This window comes from Dactylosporangium sp. CA-052675 (genome assembly GCF_050947935.1).
Lineage (GTDB): Bacteria > Actinomycetota > Actinomycetes > Mycobacteriales > Micromonosporaceae > Dactylosporangium.
On the sequence record NZ_CP192010.1, the window covers coordinates 7,586,159 to 7,608,602 of the forward strand.

23 protein-coding genes and 1 riboswitch are annotated in these 22,444 nt (G+C 75.0%); of the genes, 11 read left to right on the forward strand and 12 right to left on the reverse strand.

What is annotated here, in order from left to right:
- Positions 1-46: 46 nt before the first annotated feature.
- Positions 47-865 (reverse strand): patatin-like phospholipase family protein, encoded by an 819-nt coding sequence (locus ACQP1P_RS33845; protein ID WP_433077187.1) that lies wholly within the window; start codon positions 863-865, stop codon positions 47-49.
- A gap of 61 nt (positions 866-926) precedes the next feature.
- Here ACQP1P_RS33845 and ACQP1P_RS33850 point away from each other — a divergent pair, with 61 nt between their 5' ends.
- Positions 927-1,514: a pentapeptide repeat-containing protein gene (locus ACQP1P_RS33850; RefSeq protein ID WP_433077189.1), complete on the forward strand. Its 588-nt coding sequence runs from the start codon at positions 927-929 to the stop codon at positions 1,512-1,514.
- A 78-nt stretch (positions 1,515-1,592) separates the two neighbouring features.
- Here ACQP1P_RS33850 and ACQP1P_RS33855 read toward each other — a convergent pair whose 3' ends face one another.
- From ACQP1P_RS33855 to ACQP1P_RS33870, 4 genes are all read right to left on the reverse strand, one after another.
- Positions 1,593-2,099, reverse strand: coding sequence for a DUF1269 domain-containing protein (locus tag ACQP1P_RS33855; protein ID WP_350616510.1), 507 nt, complete (start codon positions 2,097-2,099; stop codon positions 1,593-1,595).
- 39 nt (positions 2,100-2,138) lie between these two features.
- Positions 2,139-4,202, reverse strand: coding sequence for a hypothetical protein (locus tag ACQP1P_RS33860; protein ID WP_433077191.1), 2,064 nt, complete (start codon positions 4,200-4,202; stop codon positions 2,139-2,141).
- Between the two features lie 51 nt (positions 4,203-4,253).
- Positions 4,254-5,252, reverse strand: a complete 999-nt coding sequence (locus ACQP1P_RS33865; RefSeq protein ID WP_433077193.1) for an NlpC/P60 family protein — start codon at positions 5,250-5,252, stop codon at positions 4,254-4,256.
- Positions 5,253-5,259: 7 nt separating this feature from the next.
- A riboswitch (cyclic di-AMP (ydaO/yuaA leader) is annotated at positions 5,260-5,404 on the reverse strand.
- Between the two features lie 108 nt (positions 5,405-5,512).
- Positions 5,513-5,854, reverse strand: coding sequence for a hypothetical protein (locus ACQP1P_RS33870; RefSeq protein WP_433077195.1), 342 nt, complete (start codon positions 5,852-5,854; stop codon positions 5,513-5,515).
- A gap of 266 nt (positions 5,855-6,120) precedes the next feature.
- Between ACQP1P_RS33870 and ACQP1P_RS33875 the strand changes: the two genes are divergently transcribed.
- From ACQP1P_RS33875 to ACQP1P_RS33895, 5 genes are all read left to right on the forward strand, one after another.
- The gene (locus tag ACQP1P_RS33875; RefSeq protein ID WP_433077197.1) at positions 6,121-6,921 is read left to right on the forward strand and encodes an alpha/beta fold hydrolase; all 801 of its coding nucleotides are present in this window, start codon (positions 6,121-6,123) and stop codon (positions 6,919-6,921) included.
- A gap of 3 nt (positions 6,922-6,924) precedes the next feature.
- Positions 6,925-9,375 carry a SpoIIE family protein phosphatase gene (locus tag ACQP1P_RS33880; protein WP_433077199.1) on the forward strand — a complete coding sequence of 817 codons (2,451 nt, stop codon included), beginning with the start codon at positions 6,925-6,927 and terminating at the stop codon, positions 9,373-9,375.
- Between the two features lies 1 nt (position 9,376).
- Entirely contained in the window at positions 9,377-9,724 is a 348-nt protein-coding gene (locus tag ACQP1P_RS33885) for an STAS domain-containing protein (RefSeq protein ID WP_433077200.1), read from the forward strand.
- A 64-nt stretch (positions 9,725-9,788) separates the two neighbouring features.
- Positions 9,789-10,649: an SMP-30/gluconolactonase/LRE family protein gene (locus ACQP1P_RS33890; RefSeq protein WP_433077202.1), complete on the forward strand. Its 861-nt coding sequence runs from the start codon at positions 9,789-9,791 to the stop codon at positions 10,647-10,649.
- A 167-nt stretch (positions 10,650-10,816) separates the two neighbouring features.
- A complete protein-coding gene (locus ACQP1P_RS33895; RefSeq protein WP_433077204.1) occupies positions 10,817-12,139 on the forward strand; it encodes a cytochrome P450 in 1,323 nt (440 codons plus the stop codon).
- Between the two features lie 23 nt (positions 12,140-12,162).
- Here ACQP1P_RS33895 and ACQP1P_RS33900 read toward each other — a convergent pair whose 3' ends face one another.
- Positions 12,163-13,005 carry a PHP domain-containing protein gene (locus tag ACQP1P_RS33900; RefSeq protein ID WP_433077206.1) on the reverse strand — a complete coding sequence of 281 codons (843 nt, stop codon included), beginning with the start codon at positions 13,003-13,005 and terminating at the stop codon, positions 12,163-12,165.
- A gap of 134 nt (positions 13,006-13,139) precedes the next feature.
- Entirely contained in the window at positions 13,140-13,826 is a 687-nt protein-coding gene (locus ACQP1P_RS33905; protein WP_433077208.1) for a hypothetical protein, read from the reverse strand.
- Between the two features lie 291 nt (positions 13,827-14,117).
- On the opposite strand from ACQP1P_RS33905, the gene ACQP1P_RS33910 reads away from it, so the two are divergent.
- Entirely contained in the window at positions 14,118-14,504 is a 387-nt protein-coding gene (locus tag ACQP1P_RS33910) for a hypothetical protein (RefSeq protein WP_433077210.1), read from the forward strand.
- Positions 14,505-14,706: 202 nt separating this feature from the next.
- On the forward strand, positions 14,707-15,231 hold the full coding sequence (locus ACQP1P_RS33915) for a DUF488 domain-containing protein (RefSeq protein ID WP_433077212.1): 525 nt from the start codon (positions 14,707-14,709) through the stop codon (positions 15,229-15,231).
- Positions 15,232-15,248: 17 nt separating this feature from the next.
- Here the strand turns inward: ACQP1P_RS33915 and ACQP1P_RS33920 are convergent, their stop codons facing one another.
- Positions 15,249-16,412: an MFS transporter gene (locus ACQP1P_RS33920; protein WP_433090208.1), complete on the reverse strand. Its 1,164-nt coding sequence runs from the start codon at positions 16,410-16,412 to the stop codon at positions 15,249-15,251.
- A gap of 250 nt (positions 16,413-16,662) precedes the next feature.
- Here ACQP1P_RS33920 and ACQP1P_RS33925 point away from each other — a divergent pair, with 250 nt between their 5' ends.
- Both ACQP1P_RS33925 and ACQP1P_RS33930 read left to right on the forward strand, forming a co-directional pair.
- A complete protein-coding gene (locus ACQP1P_RS33925; RefSeq protein WP_433077213.1) occupies positions 16,663-17,466 on the forward strand; it encodes a hypothetical protein in 804 nt (267 codons plus the stop codon).
- Between the two features lie 61 nt (positions 17,467-17,527).
- Positions 17,528-18,136, forward strand: a complete 609-nt coding sequence (locus tag ACQP1P_RS33930; RefSeq protein ID WP_433077215.1) for a class I SAM-dependent methyltransferase — start codon at positions 17,528-17,530, stop codon at positions 18,134-18,136.
- Here the strand turns inward: ACQP1P_RS33930 and ACQP1P_RS33935 are convergent.
- From ACQP1P_RS33935 to ACQP1P_RS33950, 4 genes are all read right to left on the reverse strand, one after another.
- Positions 18,108-18,287 carry a hypothetical protein gene (locus tag ACQP1P_RS33935; RefSeq protein ID WP_433077217.1) on the reverse strand — a complete coding sequence of 60 codons (180 nt, stop codon included), beginning with the start codon at positions 18,285-18,287 and terminating at the stop codon, positions 18,108-18,110. The two genes, ACQP1P_RS33930 and ACQP1P_RS33935, sit on opposite strands and share 29 nt — an antisense overlap.
- A 45-nt stretch (positions 18,288-18,332) precedes the next feature.
- Positions 18,333-20,141, reverse strand: coding sequence for a methyl-accepting chemotaxis protein (locus ACQP1P_RS33940; protein ID WP_433077219.1), 1,809 nt, complete (start codon positions 20,139-20,141; stop codon positions 18,333-18,335).
- A 128-nt stretch (positions 20,142-20,269) separates the two neighbouring features.
- The gene (locus ACQP1P_RS33945; protein WP_433077221.1) at positions 20,270-20,461 is read right to left on the reverse strand and encodes a hypothetical protein; all 192 of its coding nucleotides are present in this window, start codon (positions 20,459-20,461) and stop codon (positions 20,270-20,272) included.
- A 5-nt stretch (positions 20,462-20,466) separates the two neighbouring features.
- A complete protein-coding gene (locus ACQP1P_RS33950; protein WP_433077223.1) occupies positions 20,467-20,688 on the reverse strand; it encodes a hypothetical protein in 222 nt (73 codons plus the stop codon).
- On the opposite strand from ACQP1P_RS33950, the gene ACQP1P_RS33955 reads away from it, so the two are divergent.
- Positions 20,669-22,393, forward strand: a complete 1,725-nt coding sequence (locus tag ACQP1P_RS33955) for a fibronectin type III domain-containing protein (protein WP_433077225.1) — start codon at positions 20,669-20,671, stop codon at positions 22,391-22,393. The genes ACQP1P_RS33950 and ACQP1P_RS33955 overlap by 20 nt on opposite strands.
- Positions 22,394-22,444: the final 51 nt, after the last annotated feature.

Here is a 22,444-nt window from a genome sequence, read left to right on the forward strand (position 1 = left end):
GCCGCGACCACGACACGGCCGCTGTCCTGGGACTTGACCGGGAAAGTTACAGCCAGACGGCGCGTACCGCGTCGGCGAGAGCCGCCCCCTGCCGCAGGCCGGCCTCGGCGGCGGCGGCGCGGCGGGACGGGTCGAGCACGTTGGGCCCGATCGCCTCGAGGGCCTCCTCGTCCGGCTCGACGACCAGGCTCCGGGCGGCGCCGGCGGCGGCGATCTCACGGTCGATCATCGGGCGGATCAGGCCGCCGACGGGCGCGACGACGAGCAGCGCGCCGGCGCCTCCGGCGAGGTCGGCGTTGGTCCCCGAGCGCACCCCGCCGTCCATGTACCGCCGCCCGTCGATGGTGATCGGCGGGTACACGCACGGGACGGCGCAGCTGGCGGCCACGGCGAGCGGGAGCGGTACCCCCGCCGCCCGGTCGAACACGGCGGGCGTGCCGCCGTCGGTGTCCACCGCGGTGATGCGCAGGTCCCGGCCGGGCCAGTCGGCCACCGGCAGCTGGGCCGCGAGCCGGGCGACGTGGGCCCCCTCGTCGCCGGCGGGCGCGGCCAGGGCCATCGCCCCGATCTCGGCCATGATCTCGGCGCGCGGGCGGGAGCGGTCGGCGAGCAGGGCGAACGCGGCCATGGCGGGCGTGATGTCCACGGCCGGGGCGCCGGAGGAGGGCCCGTGCTGGGCCAGGAGCGCGTCCTCGAGGGGGATGCCCGCGGCCACGACGGTGCCCACCACCGACCCGGCGGAGGTGCCGACGATGACGTCCGCGTCACCGACCGTCACCCCGGCGCGGGCCAGCCCGGCGAGGATCCCGAACTCCCAGGCGATGCCGGTCATCCCGCCGCCGCCGAGCACCAGCGCTCTCGTCATGACCGGACGGTAACCCATCGCCTCACCCGGCGCACCGGCCCGGCGCGGCGACCATGGAGTCATGCGGACCGCGCGGACCGTCGGCGGCCTGTCGCTCATCGGTCTCGCGCTGGCCGCGGCCGTCGTGACCTGCCGGGGCGGCGGCGACGACGCCGATGCGCGGCACGGCCCCCGGTGCACCGTCAGCAGCCCGGCCAGGCTCGCCGGCCGCACGCTCACCGCGTTCGACCTCGAGGGCCGCCCGCTGCGCTGCGCCGACCTGCACGGGGCCACGCTGCAGGACGCGGCCATCACGAGCGCGGACCTCTACGGGGCCGACCTGAGCCGGGCCACGGCCCGCGAGGCGCAGCTGAGCCAGGTGAAGCTGACACGGGCCGATCTCGACGGGGCCGTCCTGCGTGACGGTTCCCTGACCGACGTCGGGCTGCAGCAGGCCACCCTGCGCGGCGCCGACCTGCGCGCGGTGTCGTTCCTGCGCACCGATCTCGGCGCGGCCGACCTGCGCGGCGCGGACCTGACGGGGGCCTCGTTCGAGGCGTCGAACCTGCGCGGCGCCCGCCTCGACGGCGCCAAGCTCACCGGCGTGACGTTCGTGAACTCGGTCTGCCCCAGCGGCGCCAAGTCCACCGACGGGACCTGCGGGCGATGAGCACTGCTGAGCGCGCGTGCGACCGGAGGCGGAAGCCCGGACCGGCCGCACGCGCGCGGTGAGCGTGCGACGTGCGCGTCAGATGCGGGCGAGCTGCACGGCCTCGATCGCGTCGCGCAGGCGCTGCTCCGCCTCCGCGCTGAGCGAGCTGTGCAGCAGCCGGCCGCCGAGCTGGAAGGGCGCCATCTCGGCCACGACCTTGTCGACGGTGACCTGGTCGACGAGCAGGAACAGCGCCGCCGAGCCCGGCTCCAGCGCCGCGCCGACGTCACGCATGAAGCTGTCGTCCACGCCGGTGTCCGTGAGCCGGGCGGCGGCCGCCCCGCCGGCCGCACCGACCGCCATGCCGATGAACGGCGCGAAGAACAGCAGCCCGATGAGGCCGCCCCACAGCGCCCCGCCCGCGGCCGCCACGCCCGTCGTGCCGTGCTTCTGGTGCAGCCGCACCCGGCCGTCCTCGCCGGCCTCGACCACCGCCGCGTCGCGCACGGTGATGAGCCCCTGCCGCTGCAGCTCGATGATCTTGTCCCGGGCCTGGTTGGCGGTGGCCAGGTCGCGATAGCCGATCGCCACGAGATCGCTCATGATGCCTCCTGGTGTGTGCCGGTGCTTGCCCTGCAAAGGTCATCGCGCCGGGGCCGGATCGCCTCCTCCGCCGGGCATGAGCGCCCGCATCGCGGCGACGAAGGCCTCGTCCTGGTCGAGCTCGCCGTAGGAGAAGCCGGGGTTGCCGCCGCGGCGGTACAGCCGGCGCGGCTCGGCGAGCTCCGCGGCCAGCAGCGCTCGGGTGCGGGCGTCCGGCGGCCCGAGCTCGGCCCAGGCCGCGACCACCGCCGGGCGGGTCAGCGGGTGCCGGGCCCACGCATGCTCGAGGGGCGCACGGACCAGGGCGGCGTCGCCGGTGATGGCGGCGAGGGCGTGGGCGGCCGCGACGGCGGTGTGGCCGTACTGGTCCCGCCGCCGGGCCAGCGCCCCGAGCCGGTCGAGCGTCCCCGGACCCGCGGCGGAGACGGTCCGCAGGGCGCGGGCCGCGACCACGGCGGCGGCGTCGTCGCCGAGGTGGCGGGTCAGGGCCGCGACCGCGGTGTCCGTGTCGGCGTCGACGGTCCAGGCGGCGAGGGTGGCCGCCACCGCGCCGCGGGCGTCGGGCCCGGCGGCCCAGCCGCGCAGGACCGGCAGGACGGTCCCGGCCGTCGCCGGGTCGGCGGCGCCGAGCTGGCCGAGCGCCTCGGCGTTGACCGGGTCGGGCCCCGCCGCGAGCAGCACCGGCAGCGCCTCGCGGGCGGCCGCCGGGCCGATCGCGCGCAGCGCGGCGACGAGCCCGTCGCGGTGGCGGGGCGGCAGCGGGTCGTCCAGGCGGGCCGCGACGGCCGGGGCGAGCGGGGCGGCGACGGGGCCGAGCCCGGCGATCGCCCAGCCGGCGTCGCTGGGCAGCGGCTCCTGCTCCAGCACCCAGGCGAGCATCGGCACCGCCCGGGGGTCGCCGAGCCGGGCGAGCAGGGCGAGGAGGCGCCCCACGGTCGGCGGCTCGGCCGGCCACTCGACGATCCAGGGCGGCACGGCGCGGCGCAGCGGGGTGTGGGGGGCGCGGCGCTCGGCGGACTCGACCAGTCCGGCGAGCGCGTCGGCGACCGGCGCGGCGAACCGGCCGAGGTCGCCCAGGACGCCCGCGGCCCGCGGCCGCACCACCGGCTCCCCCGTCAGGGCGAGGTCCGCGATGCGGCGCAGGATGTGGGTGTACCGCCCGCGCCAGCCGTGCACCAGGTTGCTCGCGGGATGCAGCGCGTCGAGCTGCCACTCGGCATCGGCCGAGCGCAGGCCGGCGAGGAGCACCGCGATCCGGCTCTCCACCCGGTCGCCGTAGGCGTCGCTGACCGCGCGCACGAGCTCGTCCATCTGCGGGTGCCCGCGGCCGGCGTGGAGCTGCTCGCGCATCTCGCGGATCCGGCCGACGAGCGTGTCGGTCTGCAAGCCGGCCGGGGTCGCGGGCGCGGGCGGCGCCGAGTACCCGGCGGCGATGAGCGCGACGGCCGTCTCCGCGGGGGCCGGCACCCCGAGGCGGGCCAGCGCGGCGAGCGCGCCGAGGCGCAGGCCGGCGTCGGGCTCGGCGGTCGTCAGGCCCTCGAGCCAGGCGATCGTGGCCGGGTCGGCGGTGGCGAGCCGGGCGACGGCGGTGACGATCGCCCGGCGCACCAGCGGGTCGGGCTCGGCGTCGGCGTGCCGGCGCAGCAGGCCGGCCGTGGCCTCGGGGGCCTCGGCGGCGATCGCGCGCAGCAGCGGTACGACGGCCGCCCGCACGTGCGCGTCGGCGTCGTGCAGCAGCGCGAGGAAGCGGGGGCGGTCGGCGGCGAGGGTGGCGTTGGCCGTCCGCGTCCGCCCGGCGAGCGGCTGGTCCCACGTCGCGCCGCCGACGCTCGCCAGCAGCTCGATGGCCGCGGCCCGGCCGGGCAGCCCCGGCGTGGTGGCGATCCGGGTGAGGAACGGCAGCGTCTCGAGGGTGCAGCGGTAGACGTCGCCCTGGTGGTGCACGGCCCCGTAGAACTGCTCGAGCGCCACCTCGCGCACGGCCGGGTCGGGGTCGACGAGATCGCGCAGGATCGCGGGGACGCCCGCGGCGGAGCCGTAGGCGTGCCGCAGCCGCTGCCACGCGACGGCATCGAGCCCGGCGAACACGTCGACATCGCCCATGGGCGGCGATCCTACGACGTGTCCGGCCGGGCTCGGGTCCCGCCGGTCGGGTTACACGCGGCCGTAGCCGTAGAGCGAGTCGATGTCGATCGGGGCGACCTTGACCACGGTCCGGCTGTTGGGGGCGTGGATGATCTGGTTGTTGCCGATGTAGATGCCCACGTGCCCGAGGCCGTTGTAGAACACCAGGTCACCGGGGGCGAGCTGGGCCCGCGAGATGTGCTTGACCTTGCCCCACTGCTGCGCGGCGTTGTGCGGCAGCGTGACGCCCGCCGCCTTCCACGCCATCATGGTGAGGCCCGAGCAGTCGAACGTGTTCGGGCCGGCGGCGCCGAAGACGTACTTCTTGCCGAGTTGGGCCCACGCGTAGCTGACCGCCTTGCCCGCCGCGCCGGAGACGGCCGGCGGCGGTCCCGGGTTCGTGGTCGGGTTGGCGGTCTTCACCGGGGTCTTCGCGTTCGCCGCCGCGGCGGCCGCGGCCGCGTCGGCCTTGCGCTGCATCTCGTCGAGCTTGGCGATGTTGCCCTCGATCTGCTTGCGCCGCGCCTCGAGGTCGGCCTTCTGCCGGCCCTGGGCCGCGAGGGTCTCGTTGAGGCGCTGCTTCTCGGCGTCGACGCCGGCCTTGGCCGAGGCGTACCTGGCGAGATCGGCCTGCTGGTTGCGGGAGATCTGCTGCAGCGTGCCGACGCGGTCGAAGAAGCCGTCCGACGACGTGGCGCCCAGCATCAGCGACCAGGAGCTCAGGTTGCCGCCGGACTTGTAGGCGTTGACGGCGATCTGGTCGGCGGTGGCGCGGGCGGCGTCCATGCTCGCCTCGAGCGGCTGCAGGTCGGTCTCGCGCTGCTTGATCGCGGCCTGGGTGGCCTCGAGGTCGCCGTTGATCTTGTTGTAGTCCTCGACGATGTGCTCGAGCTCCGCGTTACCCTTGTCGATCTGGGCCTGGAGCTCGTCGTGCGTCGGGTCGGCGTGTGCGGCACACGCCGGCGCGACCATCGCCGCGACCGCCACTCCGATGAGTAACGAGCGCAGCGCCGTCCGTCGGTTGAACACGGCAAGCGTCCTTCTTCGCATCCGCCTACCGGGTTAGCTGACGGGTTCGGGCGAGAAGAAGGTTCGCCCTACCACGACCGTGACGGTCGCGGATTCACCCCTGGAGCAAGCCCCGGGTGGGTCCCCGGCTCACGCGCCGGCGCCTGTTGCCAGGGCCGTCGTACGACTCGGCGGAGCCCACCCGGGCCGCCCTCGGTGAGCGGCTGTGACCTGGTAGGCCGCCCCAAACGTATCGGCGGGGTCCCGGCGGCGGAACCGTCCTAAGCAACACTTAACGTGGATTCAAAGATCACGTTGCGTCGATGGCGTCCGATACCGCCCGATTGCTCCGGATCCGTCGCCGCCCAGCGCTGCCGTCCCGCCTCGCGGGCGTGGAGCACACCGTCGAAGAACACCTCCTCACCGCCGTCGCCGTCGGCCAGCTCGACGAGTTCGACCGTGTCGCCGGTGTACGTCAGCACGATCATCGGGCTCGTCCCGTACACGGCCCGGCTGCTGCGGCCGGGGTGCACGGGCGGCCCGAGCCGGCCCTCGACCACGTCGCGATGCTCGCCGACCTTGACCAGGGCCACGCCCTCGCCCTCGCCCGGAAGAATCTCCATGCCGCGCATGGTGCCACGGCCGCGCGACAGCGTGCCGCCGCCCGGCGCGGGCCCGGCGACGCTCCGAAGTGGACACCGCCGGGGCCGGCGGCGGAGGAAACGTTCCAACGATCGGGTGTACCCGCATCGCCGGCGCAGCGGCTCGACCGGCGGGCACGAGCAGCCGAAATGCGCACCGGAAGGCCGGATTGCGCGGGCCCGCCCACCGCCGTCGGGCCGTGTGGGCCCTTGTTTGCGCACGCCGGGCACGAGTAACGTCACGGGCCGTGAGCGCAGTGCAGCGTAACAACGTCAGGCTGCTTGGCCCCGAGCACGCCCCGGCCGTCGTCTTCGCGCACGGATTCGGCTGCGACCAGAACATGTGGCGGCTCGTCGCGCCGCGGTTCGCCGACGATCATCGCGTCGTGCTGTTCGATCACGTCGGGGCCGGAAACTCCGATCTCGGCGCCTACGACCCCCGGCGGTACTCCTCGCTCGGCGCCTACGCCGACGACCTGCTCGGGATTCTGCACGAGCTCGACCTGCGCGGGGTCGTGTTCGTCGGGCACTCGGTCGCCGCGATGATCGGGCTGCTCGCGGCGAACGCCGAGCCGGACCGGTTCGCCAGGCTCGTCCTCGTCGGCCCCTCTCCGCGGTACATCGACGACCACGACTACTATGGCGGCTTCAGCGCCGGCGAGATCGACGAGCTGCTGGAGAGCCTCGACAGCAACTATCTCGGCTGGTCCGCGGCGATGGCGCCGGTCATCATGGGCAACGCCGACCGGCCGGAGCTCGGCGAGGAGCTGAGCAACAGCTTCTGCCGCACGGATCCGGCGATCGCGCGGCAGTTCGCCGAGGTGACCTTCCGCTCCGACAACCGCGCGGACCTGGGCAAGGTGAGCGTGCCGACGCTGATCCTGCAGTGCTCCGAGGACGTCATCGCGCCGCGGGAGGTGGGCGCGTACTGCAACGCCAACATCCCCGGCAGCACCCTCGTCGTGCTCGACGCGACCGGACACTGCCCGAACCTCAGCGCCCCGGACGAGACCTTCGCGGCGATCGACGGTTTCCTGCGGACGGGCTGACGCGTGCCGGAGCCGCTGCCCGAGGAGAACGCCGAGGAACTTTACGACAGCGCCCCCTGCGGGTATCTCACCCTGCTGCCGGACGGCACCATCGTGCGCGTGAACCGGACGTTCCTGCACTGGACCGGCTGGCGCCGCGACCAGCTGGCCGGCCGGCGCGTGCACGAGTTCTACGCCGCCGGGAGCCGGATCTGGCACGAGACGCACCTGGCGCCGCTGCTGCACATGCAGGGCGAGGTCCGGGAGGCGGCGGCCGAGTTCCGCAAGGCCGACGGCTCCCGGCTCGACGCGTTCGTCAACGCGGTGCTGCGCGCGGGTCCGGCCGGCAGCCAGGCCCTCGTGCGGATGACGGTGTTCGACGCGAAGGAGCGCCGGACGTACGAGCGGCAGCTGCTCGAGGAGCGCCGCAGCGCCGAGCGCAACGCGACCCGGATCCGGCTGCTGCAGGAGATGGTGGTGCGCTGCGCCGCGATCGAGCGGGCCGAGGAGATCGTCGCGCCGATCGCGCGGGTCGGCGACGAGGCGTTCGCGGCCTCGGCGACCCGCGTGTGGCTGCTCGACCCGGCACAGGCCGCGCTGCGCCCGCTCGGCGTCGCCGACGAGCTGCTCTCGCTCGACGACCAGGCCCCGGAGGCGCGCGCCGCGGCCCTGCTCGACGTCGTGCGGCACGCCGAGGACGACGGTGGCCTGCGCCTGGTCTCGCCCATGCTGGCGGATCAGCGGGTGCTGGGGGCGGTGTCGTTCGTGTTCGCGCCCGACCGGCCCGGCTCCTGCGAGGCGGAGCCCGCGCGCCCGCGCGCGTTCGGCGAGGACGAGATCGAGCTCATGCGGACCGTCGGCCGGCAGGCCGGGCAGGCCCTCGAGCGCATCCGGCTGCTGGAGGAGACGACGCGCCGGGCGTGGCAGTCGGGCTTCCTGGCCCGGCTCAGCCGCGACCTCGACGAGACCGTCGGCTTCACCGCGCGGGCGCGGCGGCTCGTGGAGCTGCTCGTGCCCGACGTCGCCGGCTACGCCCAGATCGACCTCGACGCCGCCGCCCCGCCCGGGGAGCCGGCCTGGCGGGCGTCCGCGCCCGCGCGGCCGGGCGGGGGCTGGACGATCCCGAACGACGTGCTCGCCTCGGTGCACGCGGCCGGGCGGACGGCAGCGGCACCCGTGGCGGCCCCGCTGATCACCATCGACGGCGAGCGGGCGCTGGTGCTGCCGCTGCGGGCGCGCAACGCGATGCTCGGCACGCTGCTGCTGGCCGGGGGCGAGGCGGCCGGCGCCGGGCACGTCGGGCCGGAGTTCATCGCCGACCTCGCCGACCGGGCCGGGCTGTCGCTGGACAACGCGCGGCTGGCCGAGCGGGACCGCGAGGTGGCGCACACCCTGCAGCGCAGCATGCTCAGCGGCGACTGGCCGGCGGACCCGCGCTACCACGTGGTGACCGCGTACCGGCCGGCGGTGCACACGCTCGAGGTGGGCGGGGACTGGTACGACGTGTTCGCGACCTCGGCCGAGAGCGTCGGGATCGTCGTCGGCGACGTGGTGGGCCGGGGCCTGCACGCGGCCAGCGCGATGGGGCAGCTGCGCAGCGCCGTGCGCGCGCTCGCGACGGCGCACGACGGGCCGGCCGAGGTCCTGCGGCACATGGACGACTTCGTCTCGCACTTCGCGGCCGGGCAGATGACCACGCTCGCGTACGCCGAACTGGCGCTGGACAGCGGAATGCTGCGGTACGCGTGCGCCGGGCACCCGCCGCCGCTGCTCGTGGAGCCGGGCGGGGCGTCGAGCTTCCTGTGGGGCGCGCGCTCCGGGCCGCTCGGCGCCACCGCGGCGGGGCGGACGCGCAGCGAGGCGACGCTGACCGTGCCGCGCGGCTCGCGGCTGGTGCTCTACACCGACGGGCTCGTCGAGCGCCGCGGCGAGCGCTTCCACCACGGCCTGGACCGGCTCGCCGCGGCGGCCGCCGAGCACTGGCGCACGCCGCTGGGCTCGCTGGCCACCGAGCTCAGCGACGCGATGCTGCCGGGCGGCGGCGGGCACGACGACATGTGCCTGCTGGCGCTGGACTACGCCGACGCGCCGCCGTTCCGGGTCGAGGTGCCGGCGCGCATGCAGGCCCTCGCCGGCTTCCGCGCGGCCCTCGACGCCTGGCTGCGCGAGCAGGGGGTCGGCGACTACGACCGTTTCGGGGTGGTCCTGGCCACCGCGGAGGCGGTCGCGAACGCGATCGAGCACGGGTACGGTCACGACGAGGCCCGCACCGTGGGCGTCCTCGCCCAGGTCGACGGCGACGCCGTCTCCCTGCGCGTGAGCGACACCGGCCAGTGGCGCCCGCCGCGCACCGCGCTGCGGCGGGGCCGGGGCCTGGCGCTGATCGGGCGCCTCATGGACGAGCTCGTGATCGACCGCGGTACCGGCGGCACCACGGTCCTGATGCGCCGCCGCGCGGCCGGCGGGGGGCGTTGAGATGAGCGGGGAGCGTCAGGTCCGGGTGTACTCCGCCGGCGGCTGCGAGATCGTCGCGCTGCTCGGCGAGATCGACCACGCGACGGCGCCGCTCGTGGAGCGCGACGTGCTCGCGAGCGTGCGCGCCACGACCGGCGTGGTCGTCGACCTCACCAGGACCACCTTCCTCGACAGCGCGGGCCTGCTGTGCCTGGACCGGATGGTGACCGCCTTCGGCGACCGGGGCGCCCCGGTGCGCGTGGCCGCCCCGGCCGACGGCATGGTGCGGTTCACCCTCGACCTCATCGGCTTCCTGCCCGACCTGCTGACCGAGGACGTCGACGCCGCCGTCGCCGCGATGACGCGGTAGCCGGGCGGCTTCGCGGCCGGGAAACTCGTACCGCCCGATTGTCGATCCGGGTGGGTCGCCGTTCGTGTCAGGGCAGAATCCTGACGAGGCGAAGGGGTGGGACGCGATGCGGGTGCTCATGGACGGACTCGGGCTCGTGGAGTCGCCGCGCTGGCACGACGGGCGGCTGTACTTCGCCGACTGGACCGCCGGCGAGGTCATCGCGCTCGGCGGGGACGGCGCGAGCGAGGTGTTCGCCCGCGTGCCCTCGCTGCCGCTGTGCATCGCGTGGCCGCCGGGCGACGGACGACTGCTCATCGTCGACTCCCCCAACGGCCGGCTCCTGCGCCGGGAGCCCGGCGGTCAGCTCGTCACACGCGCCGAGCTGGGGCAGCCGGGCTGGAACGACATCGCGGCCGACCACCGGGGCAACGTGTTCGTCAACCGCGTCGACTTCGACGTGATGCGCGGGGCCGAGGCGAGGCCGGGGGCGGTCTTCGTGGCCGCGGCCGACGGGTCGGTACGCCAGGAGGCCGACGACATCGCCTTCCCCAACGGCATGGCCGTCACCGCCGACGGCGCCACGCTCGTCGTCGCCGACTCCTACCGGCACCACCTGCTCGGCTTCGACATCGGCGCGGACGGCGGCCTGTCGAACCGCCGCGTCTGGGCCGACCTCGGCGACGGCGTCCCGGACGGCATCTGCCTCGACGCCGAGGGGGCGGCCTGGTACGCCGACGTGCCCCACCGCCGCTGCGTGCGCGTCGCCGAGGGCGGCCGGGTGCTGGCGAGCGTCGAGCTCGACCGGGGCGCGTTCGCCTGCGCGCTGGGCGGATCGACGCTGTTCATCACCGCCGCGATCTGGAACGGCATGACCGAGGCCGAGATGGTGGCGCCCGGCAGCGGCCGGGTCCTCGCGGTGGAGGTCGGCGTCCCCGGCCGGTGAGGCCTGCTGCGACGAGCGGGACGCCGTCGTGCTCTCGTTCGCGCGGTCCCTGGCCACCCCGGCCGGGCCTCGACGTCGTCGGGCGCGGCGGGTCGCGCCGCCCGGAGGAGCCCCTGCCGCCGGGCGGCGCTGGCCTTCACGACATCCATGGCGGACAATTCCCTGCTGTGACGCAGAGACCGCCCGCCGTGCCCGGGGTCCCGGTGCTGGGCAACGCGCTGGCGATGATGGGCGACGTCCAGCAGTTCTTCGTGAACGCCTACCGCGACGCCGGCCCGGTGTTCCGCGTGCGGGCCCTGAACCAGGCCTTCGTCATCATGGCCGGCGCGGCCGCGAACCGGTTCCTGCTCGAGCGCGGCGAGGCGGTGTTCACCAGCGAGGAGAGCCTCGGCGGCCTGAACCGCGAGTTCGGGATGCGGGTCCACGTGCTGCGCGGGCGGCCCCACCGGCACCTGCGCAAGCTGCTCGGCGCCGGGCTGTCGCGGGACCTGCTCGCCGCGCGCTGGGACGCCGTCACGGCCGAGACCGGGCGGATCCTCGACGGCTGGGCGGGGCGGCCCGCGCTGGGCGTGGTCGACGGGTGTCAGCGGCTCGCCGCGGCCCAGCTGTCGATCGCGTACACCGGCGCGAGCTCGGCCGCGCGGTTCGAGACGCTGCGCTCGGCCTTCGAGCTCGTCCTCGACGTCACCATCGCCGGGAAGTGGCCGGCCGCGACGCTGCGGTGGCCCGGCTACCGCCGCGCCCGGGCCGAGATCCACCGCTTCGCCCGCGAGTCGCTGGCCGAGCGGGCCGCCGAGCGGGCCGCCGCGACGCGGGAGGGGCCGCGCGACCTGCTCGACCAGGCGCTCGACGCGGTCGACGAGCACGGCGAGCCGTACCCGCTCGGCGTGCGGGCCGGCATGGCGCTGCAGGGCTACTTCGCGGGCGTCAACACGGTCGCGTACCTCTACAGCTTCATGATCGACGTCCTGCTCCGCGACCCCGGCCTGCTCGCCCGGGTCACCGCCGAGGTGGACGCCGTGCTGGGCGACGGTCCGCTCGCGTTCGAGCGGCTGCGCGACCTGCCCGCGCTGCACGGCCTGGTGATGGAGACGCTGCGGGTCTACCCGCCGGCGCCGGGCTCCGCGCGCACGGCGGTCGAGGCGTTCGACTTCGCGGGCTGCCGCATCGAGCGCGGCGAGCGGGTGCTCGTCGCCACCTGCGTCCCGCACCAGCTCCCCGAGCACTTCCCCGACCCGGAGCGCTTCGACGTCGACCGGGACTTCACGGCCGCGCGGAAGGCGGCGGTGTACGCGCCCTTCTCCGTCGGCGGCCACACGTGCCTCGGCGCCGGGATGACCCAGGTGCTGGCCGTGGCCACGGTCGCGATGCTGGTCCGCCGTCTGCGGCTCACCCCGGCGCGGCCGGGCCGCCCGCTGCGCATCACCGCGACGCCCGGCCCGAACCCCGGCAAGCGCTTCGCGATGTCGGCGGTCGCCCGCCGGAACTGATCACGCCCGCGCGATCGGGCCGGTCAGCGCGCCCGGGGCCAGAGGTCGTACGGGTGACGGCCCGGCCGGAACCCGTGGGCCTCGGCCATCCGCGCCGCCGCCGCGAACCCGTGCCCGACGGCCGCCGGCAGATGGGCGTCGCTGCCGAACGACACGGCCTCCCCGCCCTCCTCGTGCCACCAGGTCAGCAGGATCGGCCGCATCGGGAGCCGGATGTTGATCTCCAACGCGCGGCCGGACCGCGCGGTCGCCCGCAGCGCGGCGCGGAACTCCTCCTCGAACGCCGCCGGGTCGAACGGCCCCGCGGCCTCGGCCGGCCAGGAGCGCGCCGCGTAGTCGATGTGCGCGAGGACGGTGAAGGCGTCGCTGCCGGTGACGAGGTCGACGACGCCGGCCAGGTACCGCCGCATGACCTCCGCCGCGGGGCGGTGCGGGTAGATGCCCCACGGCTCGGCGAACCCGTCGCCGTGCGCCAGGCAGTGCAGCGAGCCGAGCACCCGGTCGAACCGGCCGGCCCGCAGGACGTCCGCGCAGGCGGCGGCGTGCCAGTGCGGCTCACCCAGCTCCAGCCCGCTCATGATGCGCAGGTCGGGGAACCGTTCGCGGCACCGCTCGATCGCCGCCAGGTATCCGGTGACGTCGAACGCGGGAGGCGTCAGGAGCCCGTCGGCCGCGGCCACGGCGGTGAGGTGCTCGTTGACGTAGGGGCCCTCGACGGCGACGGGCCAGACCGTGTGGTCGAGGTGCTCGGTGAAGGCGACGGCCGCGAGCCCGATCCGGATCGCCTCGGCGCACGTGCGCTCCATCGATGCCAGCGGGGCGTCCCAGGACCATTCGCTGTGCACGTGACTGTCGGCGGGCAGCACCCGGCCATGGTGTCACGCCGTCGCACGGGCCCGTCCGCGGGCGCCGTGACGACGACCGGATGGTCACGGCCGGATGGTCACGGCCAGATGGGTCACGGCCGGATGGTCACGGTCAGCCGGGACCGGCGCCCGGTTCAGATCCGGTAGACGGCGTACCAGCACAACGCCGCGGCCCCGCCGCTCACCACGAACGCGCCGAGCAGGACGGGCCACGAGCCCCGGAGCCGATGCCGGAAGGCGAGCCACAGCAGCACGCCGACCGGCAGCGCGATTCGCAGCACCTCGCCGGCGACGACCCCGCGCACGAAGTCGGCCTCACGCCCGTCGGCGAACCCCAGCAGCCGCCACGGCTCCACGACCGCCACCGACTGCCACCCCTCGCCGGACAGCGCCCCGCACGCGACCCCGGCCGCCAGAGCCGCGGCATCGGTACGCTCCGATCGCACCGCATGCCCGAGCAGCCCGAGCACCGGGCCGGCGACGAGCGACCCGACGAGCCAGAGCGCGGTCATCTTCGCGACGGAGAGCAGCCCCATCATGTCCGCCGAGGAGCCGTCCTCGAGGTAGCCGCCGCTCCACCGCCGGCTGACGAACACGACGAGCCCGTAGTACACGAGCGTCGCGGCCACGAGGAGCACCGCGGCGCGGGCGACGGCCTGCCGGCGTACGGCCGCGAGACGCCCGACGAGGAAGGCCGCGAGCCCCCAGGAGAAGCCGCTGCTGGTGAGCGCGACGAGCACCTGCCCGGCCATCCCGCCGACGGCATCGGCTCCGAACGCGAGCAGCCCCAGCACCACGCCCACGACCCCGGCGACCACCACCGCGCCAGGCTAGGCCGCGCGCGCAACCGCCGTCCGCCGCCGCGACGGCGGCGCACGCGGGCTCGCCCGGCAGGCCTACCGCGGCCGCCGGGCGTGGGAGTCGTCGTTCGGGTCGCGATCAGCCGCCGGGTCCGGCGCGGTAGCGGCCCGTCCGTTTTAGACGACTATAGGGCTTCTATAGACAAACCAAACGTATGAGTGGTTTTGCCGATATTCGCCGGGAAAACTACCTAACGTAATCGCATCGTCACAACAACGAGGGGGATCGTGAAGATGCGCAACGTTCAGCGAATGCTGACACTGGCCGGCATGACCATGGCCGCGGCCGCGGTCGTGGGCATGGGGGCGTCGGCCGCGTCGGCCAGCACCGTCCAGGACGGCAAGGGCAACATCGCCCAGCCCCGCCCGGGCGGCGACAACCACCCCGGCGACCGCCGCGGCCCGGGCAGCGACGGCCGCTGGCACGGCTCGTGGGACGGCCACCGCGACAACCGCGACTGGGACCAGTCGTGGGTCGTGCGCACGTTCCAGAACAAGCGCGCCTGCACCGCCGCCGGCTGGGTCGGCGAGCGCGCCGGCATGTGGGACGACTCCGACTGCTACCGCGTCGGCCGCAGCAACAGGTACGTGCTCGTCGCCCACGAGTACAACAGCCGCCGGCACCACCACCACCGCTGACCCACCCCGCCGCCGTCGAGGCCCGTCGACGCGCGGCGACACCGCGGCGGCCGGGACGCGAGCTTCGCGTCCCGGCCGTCGCGCGTTACGGTGGCAGCATGCCACGCAGGCCCGGTCGGGTCCCGGTGCTCACGGCGCCCGCCGCGGCGCTCGACGTCGGCGGGCGGAGCATGACGGTGCCCGTCAGCCTCGAGGCCGGGACGTGATCCACACCGTCGGGCACGGGGCGCGCACCGTCGAGGAGCTCGTCGCGATCCTCACCGAGGCGCGGGTCGGCACGCTCGTCGACGTGCGGCGGTTTCCCGGCTCCCGGCGCCACCCGCAGTTCGGGCGGGACGCGCTCGCCGGGGCGATCCGCGCGGCCGGGCTGGAGTACACCTGGCAGGGCGAGACGCTCGGCGGGCACCGCACCGGCCGGACGGGCTCGCGGCACACCGCCGTGCCGAGTCCCGCCTCCGCCGGGTACGCCGACCACATGGACACCCCCGCGTTCCGGGACGCGATCGACGCGCTCGTCGCCGCCCCGCAGGCGCAGGTCGTGATGTGCGCCGAGTCGAACTGGACGCAGTGCCACCGGATGCTCGTCGCCGACGCGCTCACCATCCGCGGCGCACGGGTCGAGCACCTCGGCGCCGCCCGCGAACCGCACCGCCTCAGCCCCGGCGTCCGCCGCGGCGAGGACGGCTGGCCGGTGTACGACGCCCAGCCGCCGCTGCCCGGCCTCTGACGCGGACGCTGCCGGTCTCAGGAGGTGTGCGCGATCTGCGTGAGCGAGCGCCACAGCAGGGCCACGAACACCGCGGTCCCGGCGAAGGCGAACCAGAACGGCGCCGCGACGCCCAGCCGCGTCGCCAGCGCGCCGCCGATGACCGAGCCGATCACCAGGCTGCCGAAGACGGCCACCGTGTTCACGCTGTTCACGCGGCCTTGCAGGTGTGCCGGTACGGCGTGCTGGCGCACCGTCACCGAGGTCGTGCCCCAGATGAACACGTGCACGCCGAAGACGAACAGGATCACGCCCGCGACCACGGCCGAGTGCGTCAGCGCCAGGCCGAGATGGGTGCACGCCTCGATCAGCAGGCCCACCCGCATGATGTTGCCCAGGCTCACGTGCCGGGTCAGCCGGCCGTACATCGCGGTGCCGATGAGTCCGCCCGCCGCCGACACCGTCGTGAGCACGCCGTAGCCGGCCGGGCCGAGGCCGAGCTGCTGGGCGCAGTACAGCACCAGCACCGACCAGGCCGCGCCGAACGCCAGGTTCACGACCAGGATCGTCAGCACGAGCGTGCGCACCGCCGGGTGCGCGACGGTCCAGCGGAAGCCCTCCACCATGTCGCGCCGGATGCCGGCGGAGTCCCGGCCGGGTCTCGGCAGCGGCGGCAGGCGCATGGGCAGCAGCATGAGCACGCCCGCCACGATCAGCACGGCCTGGGCCAGCAGCGGCCAGGCCCGCCCGGCGGCGAACAGGGTGGCGCCCACCGAGGGGCCGACGAGCTGGTTCATGGTGATGTACCCGGTCGTGAGCCGGGCGTTCGCGGTGGCCAGGTCCTCGCGGGGCACGAGCATCGGCGCGAGCGTCTGCGTGGTGTTGTCGGCGAACACCTCGGCCGTGGCCAGCAGCGCCAGGCCCGCGAGCGCGACCGCCACGGTGACGACGCCGGTGACGACGGCCGCGACCAGCCCGGCGAGCACCAGGATGCGCGAGGTGTGCGCGACGAGCACGATCCGCCGCCGGTCGACGCGGTCCGAGAGCACCCCGGCGTGCAGCCCGAACAGCAGCGGCGGCGCCCACCGCAGCAGTGCGGCGAGCGCCACCGGAAAGGGGTCGTCGGTCAGCGAGGCGACGAGCAGCGGGCCGGCCGCGACCGCGATCCCGTCACCGAGATTGGTCGACCAGGAGGCGCTCATCAACCAGCGGAACGGGACCGGCAGCACCCGGGGAGACTACGCGAGCGAACCCCCGCGCGAGCAACCAGATTCCCAGCGCCACCAGGAGCCGCAGCAGGAAGAGCACGCCCGGGCCGAACAGCACCGCCTCGGCGGCATCGCCTCGCTGACCGCCCTGCGATCCTTGCACAAAAGCGGCACCACTCCCCCGGCGAGCGCGGCGCCGGGCCGGGTCTCGGCCGCGAGCGTGGCCCCGCCCTAGGCTCGGGGCATGACGCGGACCACCCCACCCCGGCCGCTGGACGTCGCGGCCGTCTTCCCCGAGCTGGGCGCGCACACGACGACGGCGACGCGGCTGCACCCGCGGCCCGGTGCCCCCGCGGTCACGGACAGCTCGATCGGCGGCCCGCTGCTCTGGCCGGCCGGCGAGCCGTGGCCCGTGTGCGACGCGGACGACCACGACGACCCGGTCCCGCTGCCGACCCCGATGATCCCCGTCGCCCAGGTGTACCGCCACGACGCCCCCGACTTCGCCGGCCCGCCCGGCACCGACGTGCTGCAGGTGCTGTGGTGCCCGCTCGACCACCTGGACGAGGGGTACAACCCGCTCGTGCGCGTCTTCTGGCGGCGCGCGGCCGACGTCACGCGGGTCCTCGCCGAGCCGCCCTCGCCGGCCGAGGTGCACGAGGAGTACGTCCCGGCGCCGTGCGTGGTGCACCCGGAGCGCGTGCGCGAGTACGACTACATCGGCTCGCTGCCCGGGGACCTCGCCGCGCGGGTGCGGGAGCGGTTCGGGTCGCGGTACCAGTACGACCTCTCCCTCGCCCCGGGCTGGAAGCTCGGCGGGTTCGCGAACTGGTCGCTCACCGACCCCCTGCCGATGGACTGCGAGGCGTGCGGGGCCCCGATGACGCTGCTGTTCACCGCCGCCTCCAGCGAGGGGCCGGCGAGCTGGCAGCCGGTCGAGGACGCGCCGGTCACGCCGACCGGGGTGGTCATCGGGCGGGGTTACTCGCTGTACGTGTTCGGCTGCCCGGCCTCGTTCGAGCACCCGGTCGCCACCGCGATGCAGTGAGGTTTGCCGGAACGGCAAAGCGATTCGCCACGCCGGGCGGTTCCGGGTCATGGTGGGCGGCATGGACGCACAGGAGTGGGACGACCGGTACCGCGCGCAGGACCGGCTCTTCAGCGGCAACCCGAACGGCGTGCTCGTCACCGAGGCGGGCGCGCTGGAGCCGGGGCGGGCGCTCGACGTCGGCTGCGGCGAGGGCGGCGACGCGCTGTGGCTGGCCGACCGCGGGTGGCGGGTCACCGCCGTCGACATCGCCCCGACGGCCCTGCGGCGCGGGGCCGCGCTCGACCCCGGGGGCCGCGTGACGTGGACGGAGGCGGACCTGAGCACGAGCCGGCCGGAGGCGGGCGCCTTCGACCTCGTGTCGGCGCAGTACTTCCCGCTGCGGCGCGACGCCGGCGACGCGGCGCTGCGCGGGCTGCTCGACGCCGTCGCGCCGGGCGGTCTGCTGCTCTACGTCGGCCACGACGTCTCCGAGGTGCCGGCCGACAGCGGGTTCCGGGCCGAGGACTACTACCACCCGGCCGACGTCGCCGCGCTCCTCGGTCCACAGTGGACTATCCTGGCCGACGAGACGCGCCCGCGCACCGCCCCCGCGCCGCCCGGCACCCACCACCGCCACGACACCGTGCTGCTGGCCCGGTTCACTCCCGCGTCAGCAGCCACGTCGTGAGGATGAGCAGCGCGCAGCCCGCGGTGCCGACCGCGAAGATCCGCTCCCACGAGACCAGCTCCAGCGACGCCCCCGCGTAGCCGGAACCCCAGATGGCGGCGCACAGCACCACGGTGGCCGTCCGCAGCCGCTTCGCCAACGGCTCAGTCATGCCGGCAGACCATACACACGGTCCATGACGGTTTCGTGTCAGTGCTCAGCCCGGCACCGCGTCGAACCGGCGCGCCTCGGTGAGCTCGCGCATGTAGTCGCGCAGCCGGCCGCGGGCGGCGGTCGCGGTGCCGGTGAACTCGAGGCCGAGCTCCAGGCCGTCCGGGGTGAGGTCGGCGCGCATGATCCGCGCGGGCAGGGCCAGGCGCTCGCCGTGGACGGTCAGCACCAGGTCCACGTCGCCGCCGCGCGGCCCGGCCGCGTCCGTCCGGCAGCGCGCGCCGCTCTCGGAGACGTCGGTGAGGTCGGCCGGGTAGGACTGCCCGCCCTGCCCGAGGGTCGCGGCCGCCGGGAGCGGGGCGCGCGGGTGGCGGCGGCGCTCCAGCCGGTCGCCGAGGTCCGCCATCGACTCGATCCGCTCGATGGTGGTCGCGACCCGGTTGCGCAGCGCCTCGACCACGCGGCGCTGCTCGTCGGCGACCGCGCTCAGCGAGGAGGTGACCTCGTCGATGCCGCCGATGCCCGCGGTCACGGTCGCGATCGCGCCGCCCATCGCGGCCGTGTTCGCCTCCAGCGACGTGATGGTGCTGGAGATCTCGGCGGTCGACTCGGTGGTGGTGCCGGCCAGCTGCTTGACCTCGTCGGCGACGACGCTGAAGCCGCGCCCGGCCTCGCCGGCCCGGGCCGCCTCGATGGTCGCGTTGAGCGCCAGCAGCTTCGTCTGGTCCGCGACCCCCGCGATCAGCGCCGTGATGCCGCTGACCCGCTGCAGGCTCTCGCCGAGCTGCCCCACGACCCGGTCGGCGTCGCCGGCGTTGCGGACCGCGTCGGCGGTGCGCTGCCCGGCCGCGCCGACCCGTTCGTCGATCGCCGCGGCCGCGGCCAGCACCTGCTCCACGTCGCGCATCACCTGGTGCAGCTCCTCGCGGACCTGCACGGAGCTGTCGGCCACGGCCTGCTGCGCCCGGTCGCGCAGGCTCGCCTCGGCCGCCCGGGCATGCTCGGCGTTGGCGCGCGTCTCCGCGTCGCGGGCCGCGTGCTCCCGGGCGAGGCCGGCCTCCTGCTCGGCCAGCGCGTCGAGCATCGCGTTGAACGCCGCCGCGACCCGGCTCAGCTCGTCCTGCCCGCCGACCGCCAGCCGCTCCTGGCGGCCGACGGCGCCGCTGGCGATGCCCGCCATCCGGTCGCGCAGGCGCCCGATCGGCCGGAGGATGACCAGGTTCAGCGCCACCGCGATCAGCACGACGAGGAGCATGACGAAGACGCCGAAGGCGACGGCGAGGCGGTGCATCGTCCGCTCGTGCCGCTGCAGGGTGCCCAGTGTGGCCGTGACCTCGCTGTCCACGAGCGCGCTGGCCTCGTCGAGGGTGGGCATCATGTCGTTGGACGGCTCCAGGTTGCCCACCGTCATCACGTAGACCGCGCGCTTGAGGTCGCCCTGCTGCGCCGCGGCCCGGACCTGGTCGGCGAAGCCGTTGTAGCTGTCGTAGTCGCGGCCGAGCCGGGTCACCAGCTCCCCGAGCTTGGCGCCGGACCCGAGACGGCGGGCCGTGGCCAGGTCCTCGGCCATCTGCTTGCGCGCCGCGGCCGCCTGCTGGAACGTCGTCTCGGCCAGGTCGGCGTGGGTGGTGTCGCCGCCGAGCAGCACCGCGACGTACATGTTCATCTGGTCGTCGTAGTTGTAGAAGTCCGAGCGCAGCGCCCAGACCGCGGTCTGCAGCAGGTGCATGCGCCCGCGGTAGTCCGACACCTCCCGCTGGGCCGACGCGGCCAGCACGGACACGGAGATCGCCACGGTGAGGGCGATGGCGAACACCACCGCCAGGGCCACGTTGGCGCGTCGTGCGATGGTCATGGGTTGCGCCCTTCCACACCAACGACTATCGGACATGTGGCGGCGTTTGCGCAGATCATTCGCAGTTCCCCTCCGAGGTGAACCGAATTGTCATATTTTGTGGTACTGACGGGCTGAATCGTGGCTCGTCAGGTACCACGGGGGGATTTGTGCGAGTTCAACGCTCCAACCTGGCGTTGCTGGGGGCGGCGGTGCTCTGTGCGCTCGTCGCCGGCCCGGGCGTCGCGGCGCCCGCGGCCTTCGCCGCCGAGCACGCCGAGCAGCCGGCCAAGGCCGCTGCACAGCAGCAGCGCGACCAGAAACACCACCAGAAACGCCAAAAACATCAAGACACGGCCAAGCACGACAAGGCTTCGGCCAAGAGGAAAGCCGATGCCACCGTCAAGAAGGCCGTCACGGCCGCGGCGGCGGAACCGGCACCCAGCCTCAGCGCGAGCCCGGGTGTCAGCGCGAGCCCCAGTGTCAGCGCGAGCCCCAGTGTCAGCGCGAGCCCCAGTGTCAGCGCGAGCCCGAGTGCGGGCGGCGGTGTGCAGAACGTCAGCGGCATCTCGCTCGTGGCCGACTACAGCGCGGCCAGCGCCGACGTCGGGCAGACGCTCACGTGGTCCGCGACGCTGACCCTGACCGGCGGCGGAAGCTACACCGGCGTGAACTTCGCGCTGTACCTGCCCACAGGCGTCGACGCCGAGGCCGCCTCGGGCACGACCGACTGCGGCGCCACCCTCATCGCGATCAGCGCCCGGACCCTCGTCGTCGCCGGCGCGTCGATGTCGGTCTCGCAGGCGACGTGCGTCTACAGCATGCCGGTGCACGCGACCCAGGCCGGCACGTACGCGGCCAGCACGGGCATCGCGAACAACACCCAGATCCCGACGTACGACTACAGCGCCACGTTCACGGCGATCCCGGTCCCGACGCTCTCCGCCACCTTCTCGGCCGCGACCGTCGTGGCCGGCGGGGCGGCGAGCCTGGACCTCACACTGGACCGCGCGGACACCGACGCGAAGTCGGGCCTGGGGTACACCGTCGCCCTGCCGGCCGGCGTGACCGTCGGGTCCGCCTCGGCGACCAGCGACTGCGGGGGCACGCTCACCGCCGCCACCGGGCAGTCCACCATCGAGCTGGCCGGCGCGACGCTCGCCACGGGCGTCGCGGGCTGCACGACCTCGGTCCCGCTGGCGTTCTCGGGCTCGGGCGTGAAGACCATCACCGGGCTGAGCGACGTCACCGGGCTCACGCGCCTCGTCAACGGGGTCACGACGGCCTCCATCGAGGTGTACCCGGCCGTGCCCGGCCCGCAGACGATCACCTTCGCCCAGCCCGCGGACGTGCCGTCCTCGACGAGCTCGATCAGCGTCGACCCGACGTCGTCGGCGAGCCTGTACGTGACGGTCACCAGCAACACGACCGACGTGTGCACCGCCGTGCCGGTCGAGACGTCGGGCCGGCAGGTGCAGATCCTCAAGCCCGGCATCTGCTCGCTGACCGCCACCCAGCCCGGCAACGGGTACTACGCCGCGGCCGCCGCGGTGACCCGCACGTTCGCGGTGATCCCGCCGGCCCCGAGCGCGGTCACGGCGACCGCGAACGACTCCTCCATCACCGTGTCGTGGACGGCGGCGTCGCCGGCCACGGGCATCACCGGCTACCGGGCGACCGCGAACCCGGGCCCGGCCACGTGTACGACGACCGGCGCGACCACCTGCGTGCTCGGCGCCCAGGCGGGCACCTCCTACACGGTCACCGTCGTCGCGCTCGCCGGCGAGACGGAGTCGGCCGCGGCCGGCCCGTCCGCCGCGGTGGCCCCGCCCGCGCCCGTCGCGCCCGCGACGCCGCCGTCGACGAACCTGACCCTCACCACGGACAAGGGGCAGATCAGCACCACGGCCCCCGGTGCGGACATCACGTTCATCGGCGACGGGTTCGCGCCCTACTCGACGGTGGTCATCACGATGTACTCGGCGCCGCGCACGCTCGGCACCGCGGTCACCGACGGCACGGGCTCGTTCAGCAAGCGGATCACCATCCCGGCGGACCTCGCCGCGGGGGCGCACACGGCCCTCGCCCAGGGCGCGGCCCCCGACGGGACGACCCGCTCGATGGCGCTGGCCCTGACCGTGGCGGAGCGCGCCGCGGGCTCGGGCACGCTGCCGGTCACCGGCGCGGGCATCATGCTGCAGCTGCTCATCGGCTGCGCGCTGGCCATGACGGGCACCGGCCTGCTGTGGGCCGGGCGCACCCGCCGGGTCTGACGCATCGCGGAGGGGCCGCCGGGCGATCCCGGCGGCCCCTTCGCGTGCCTG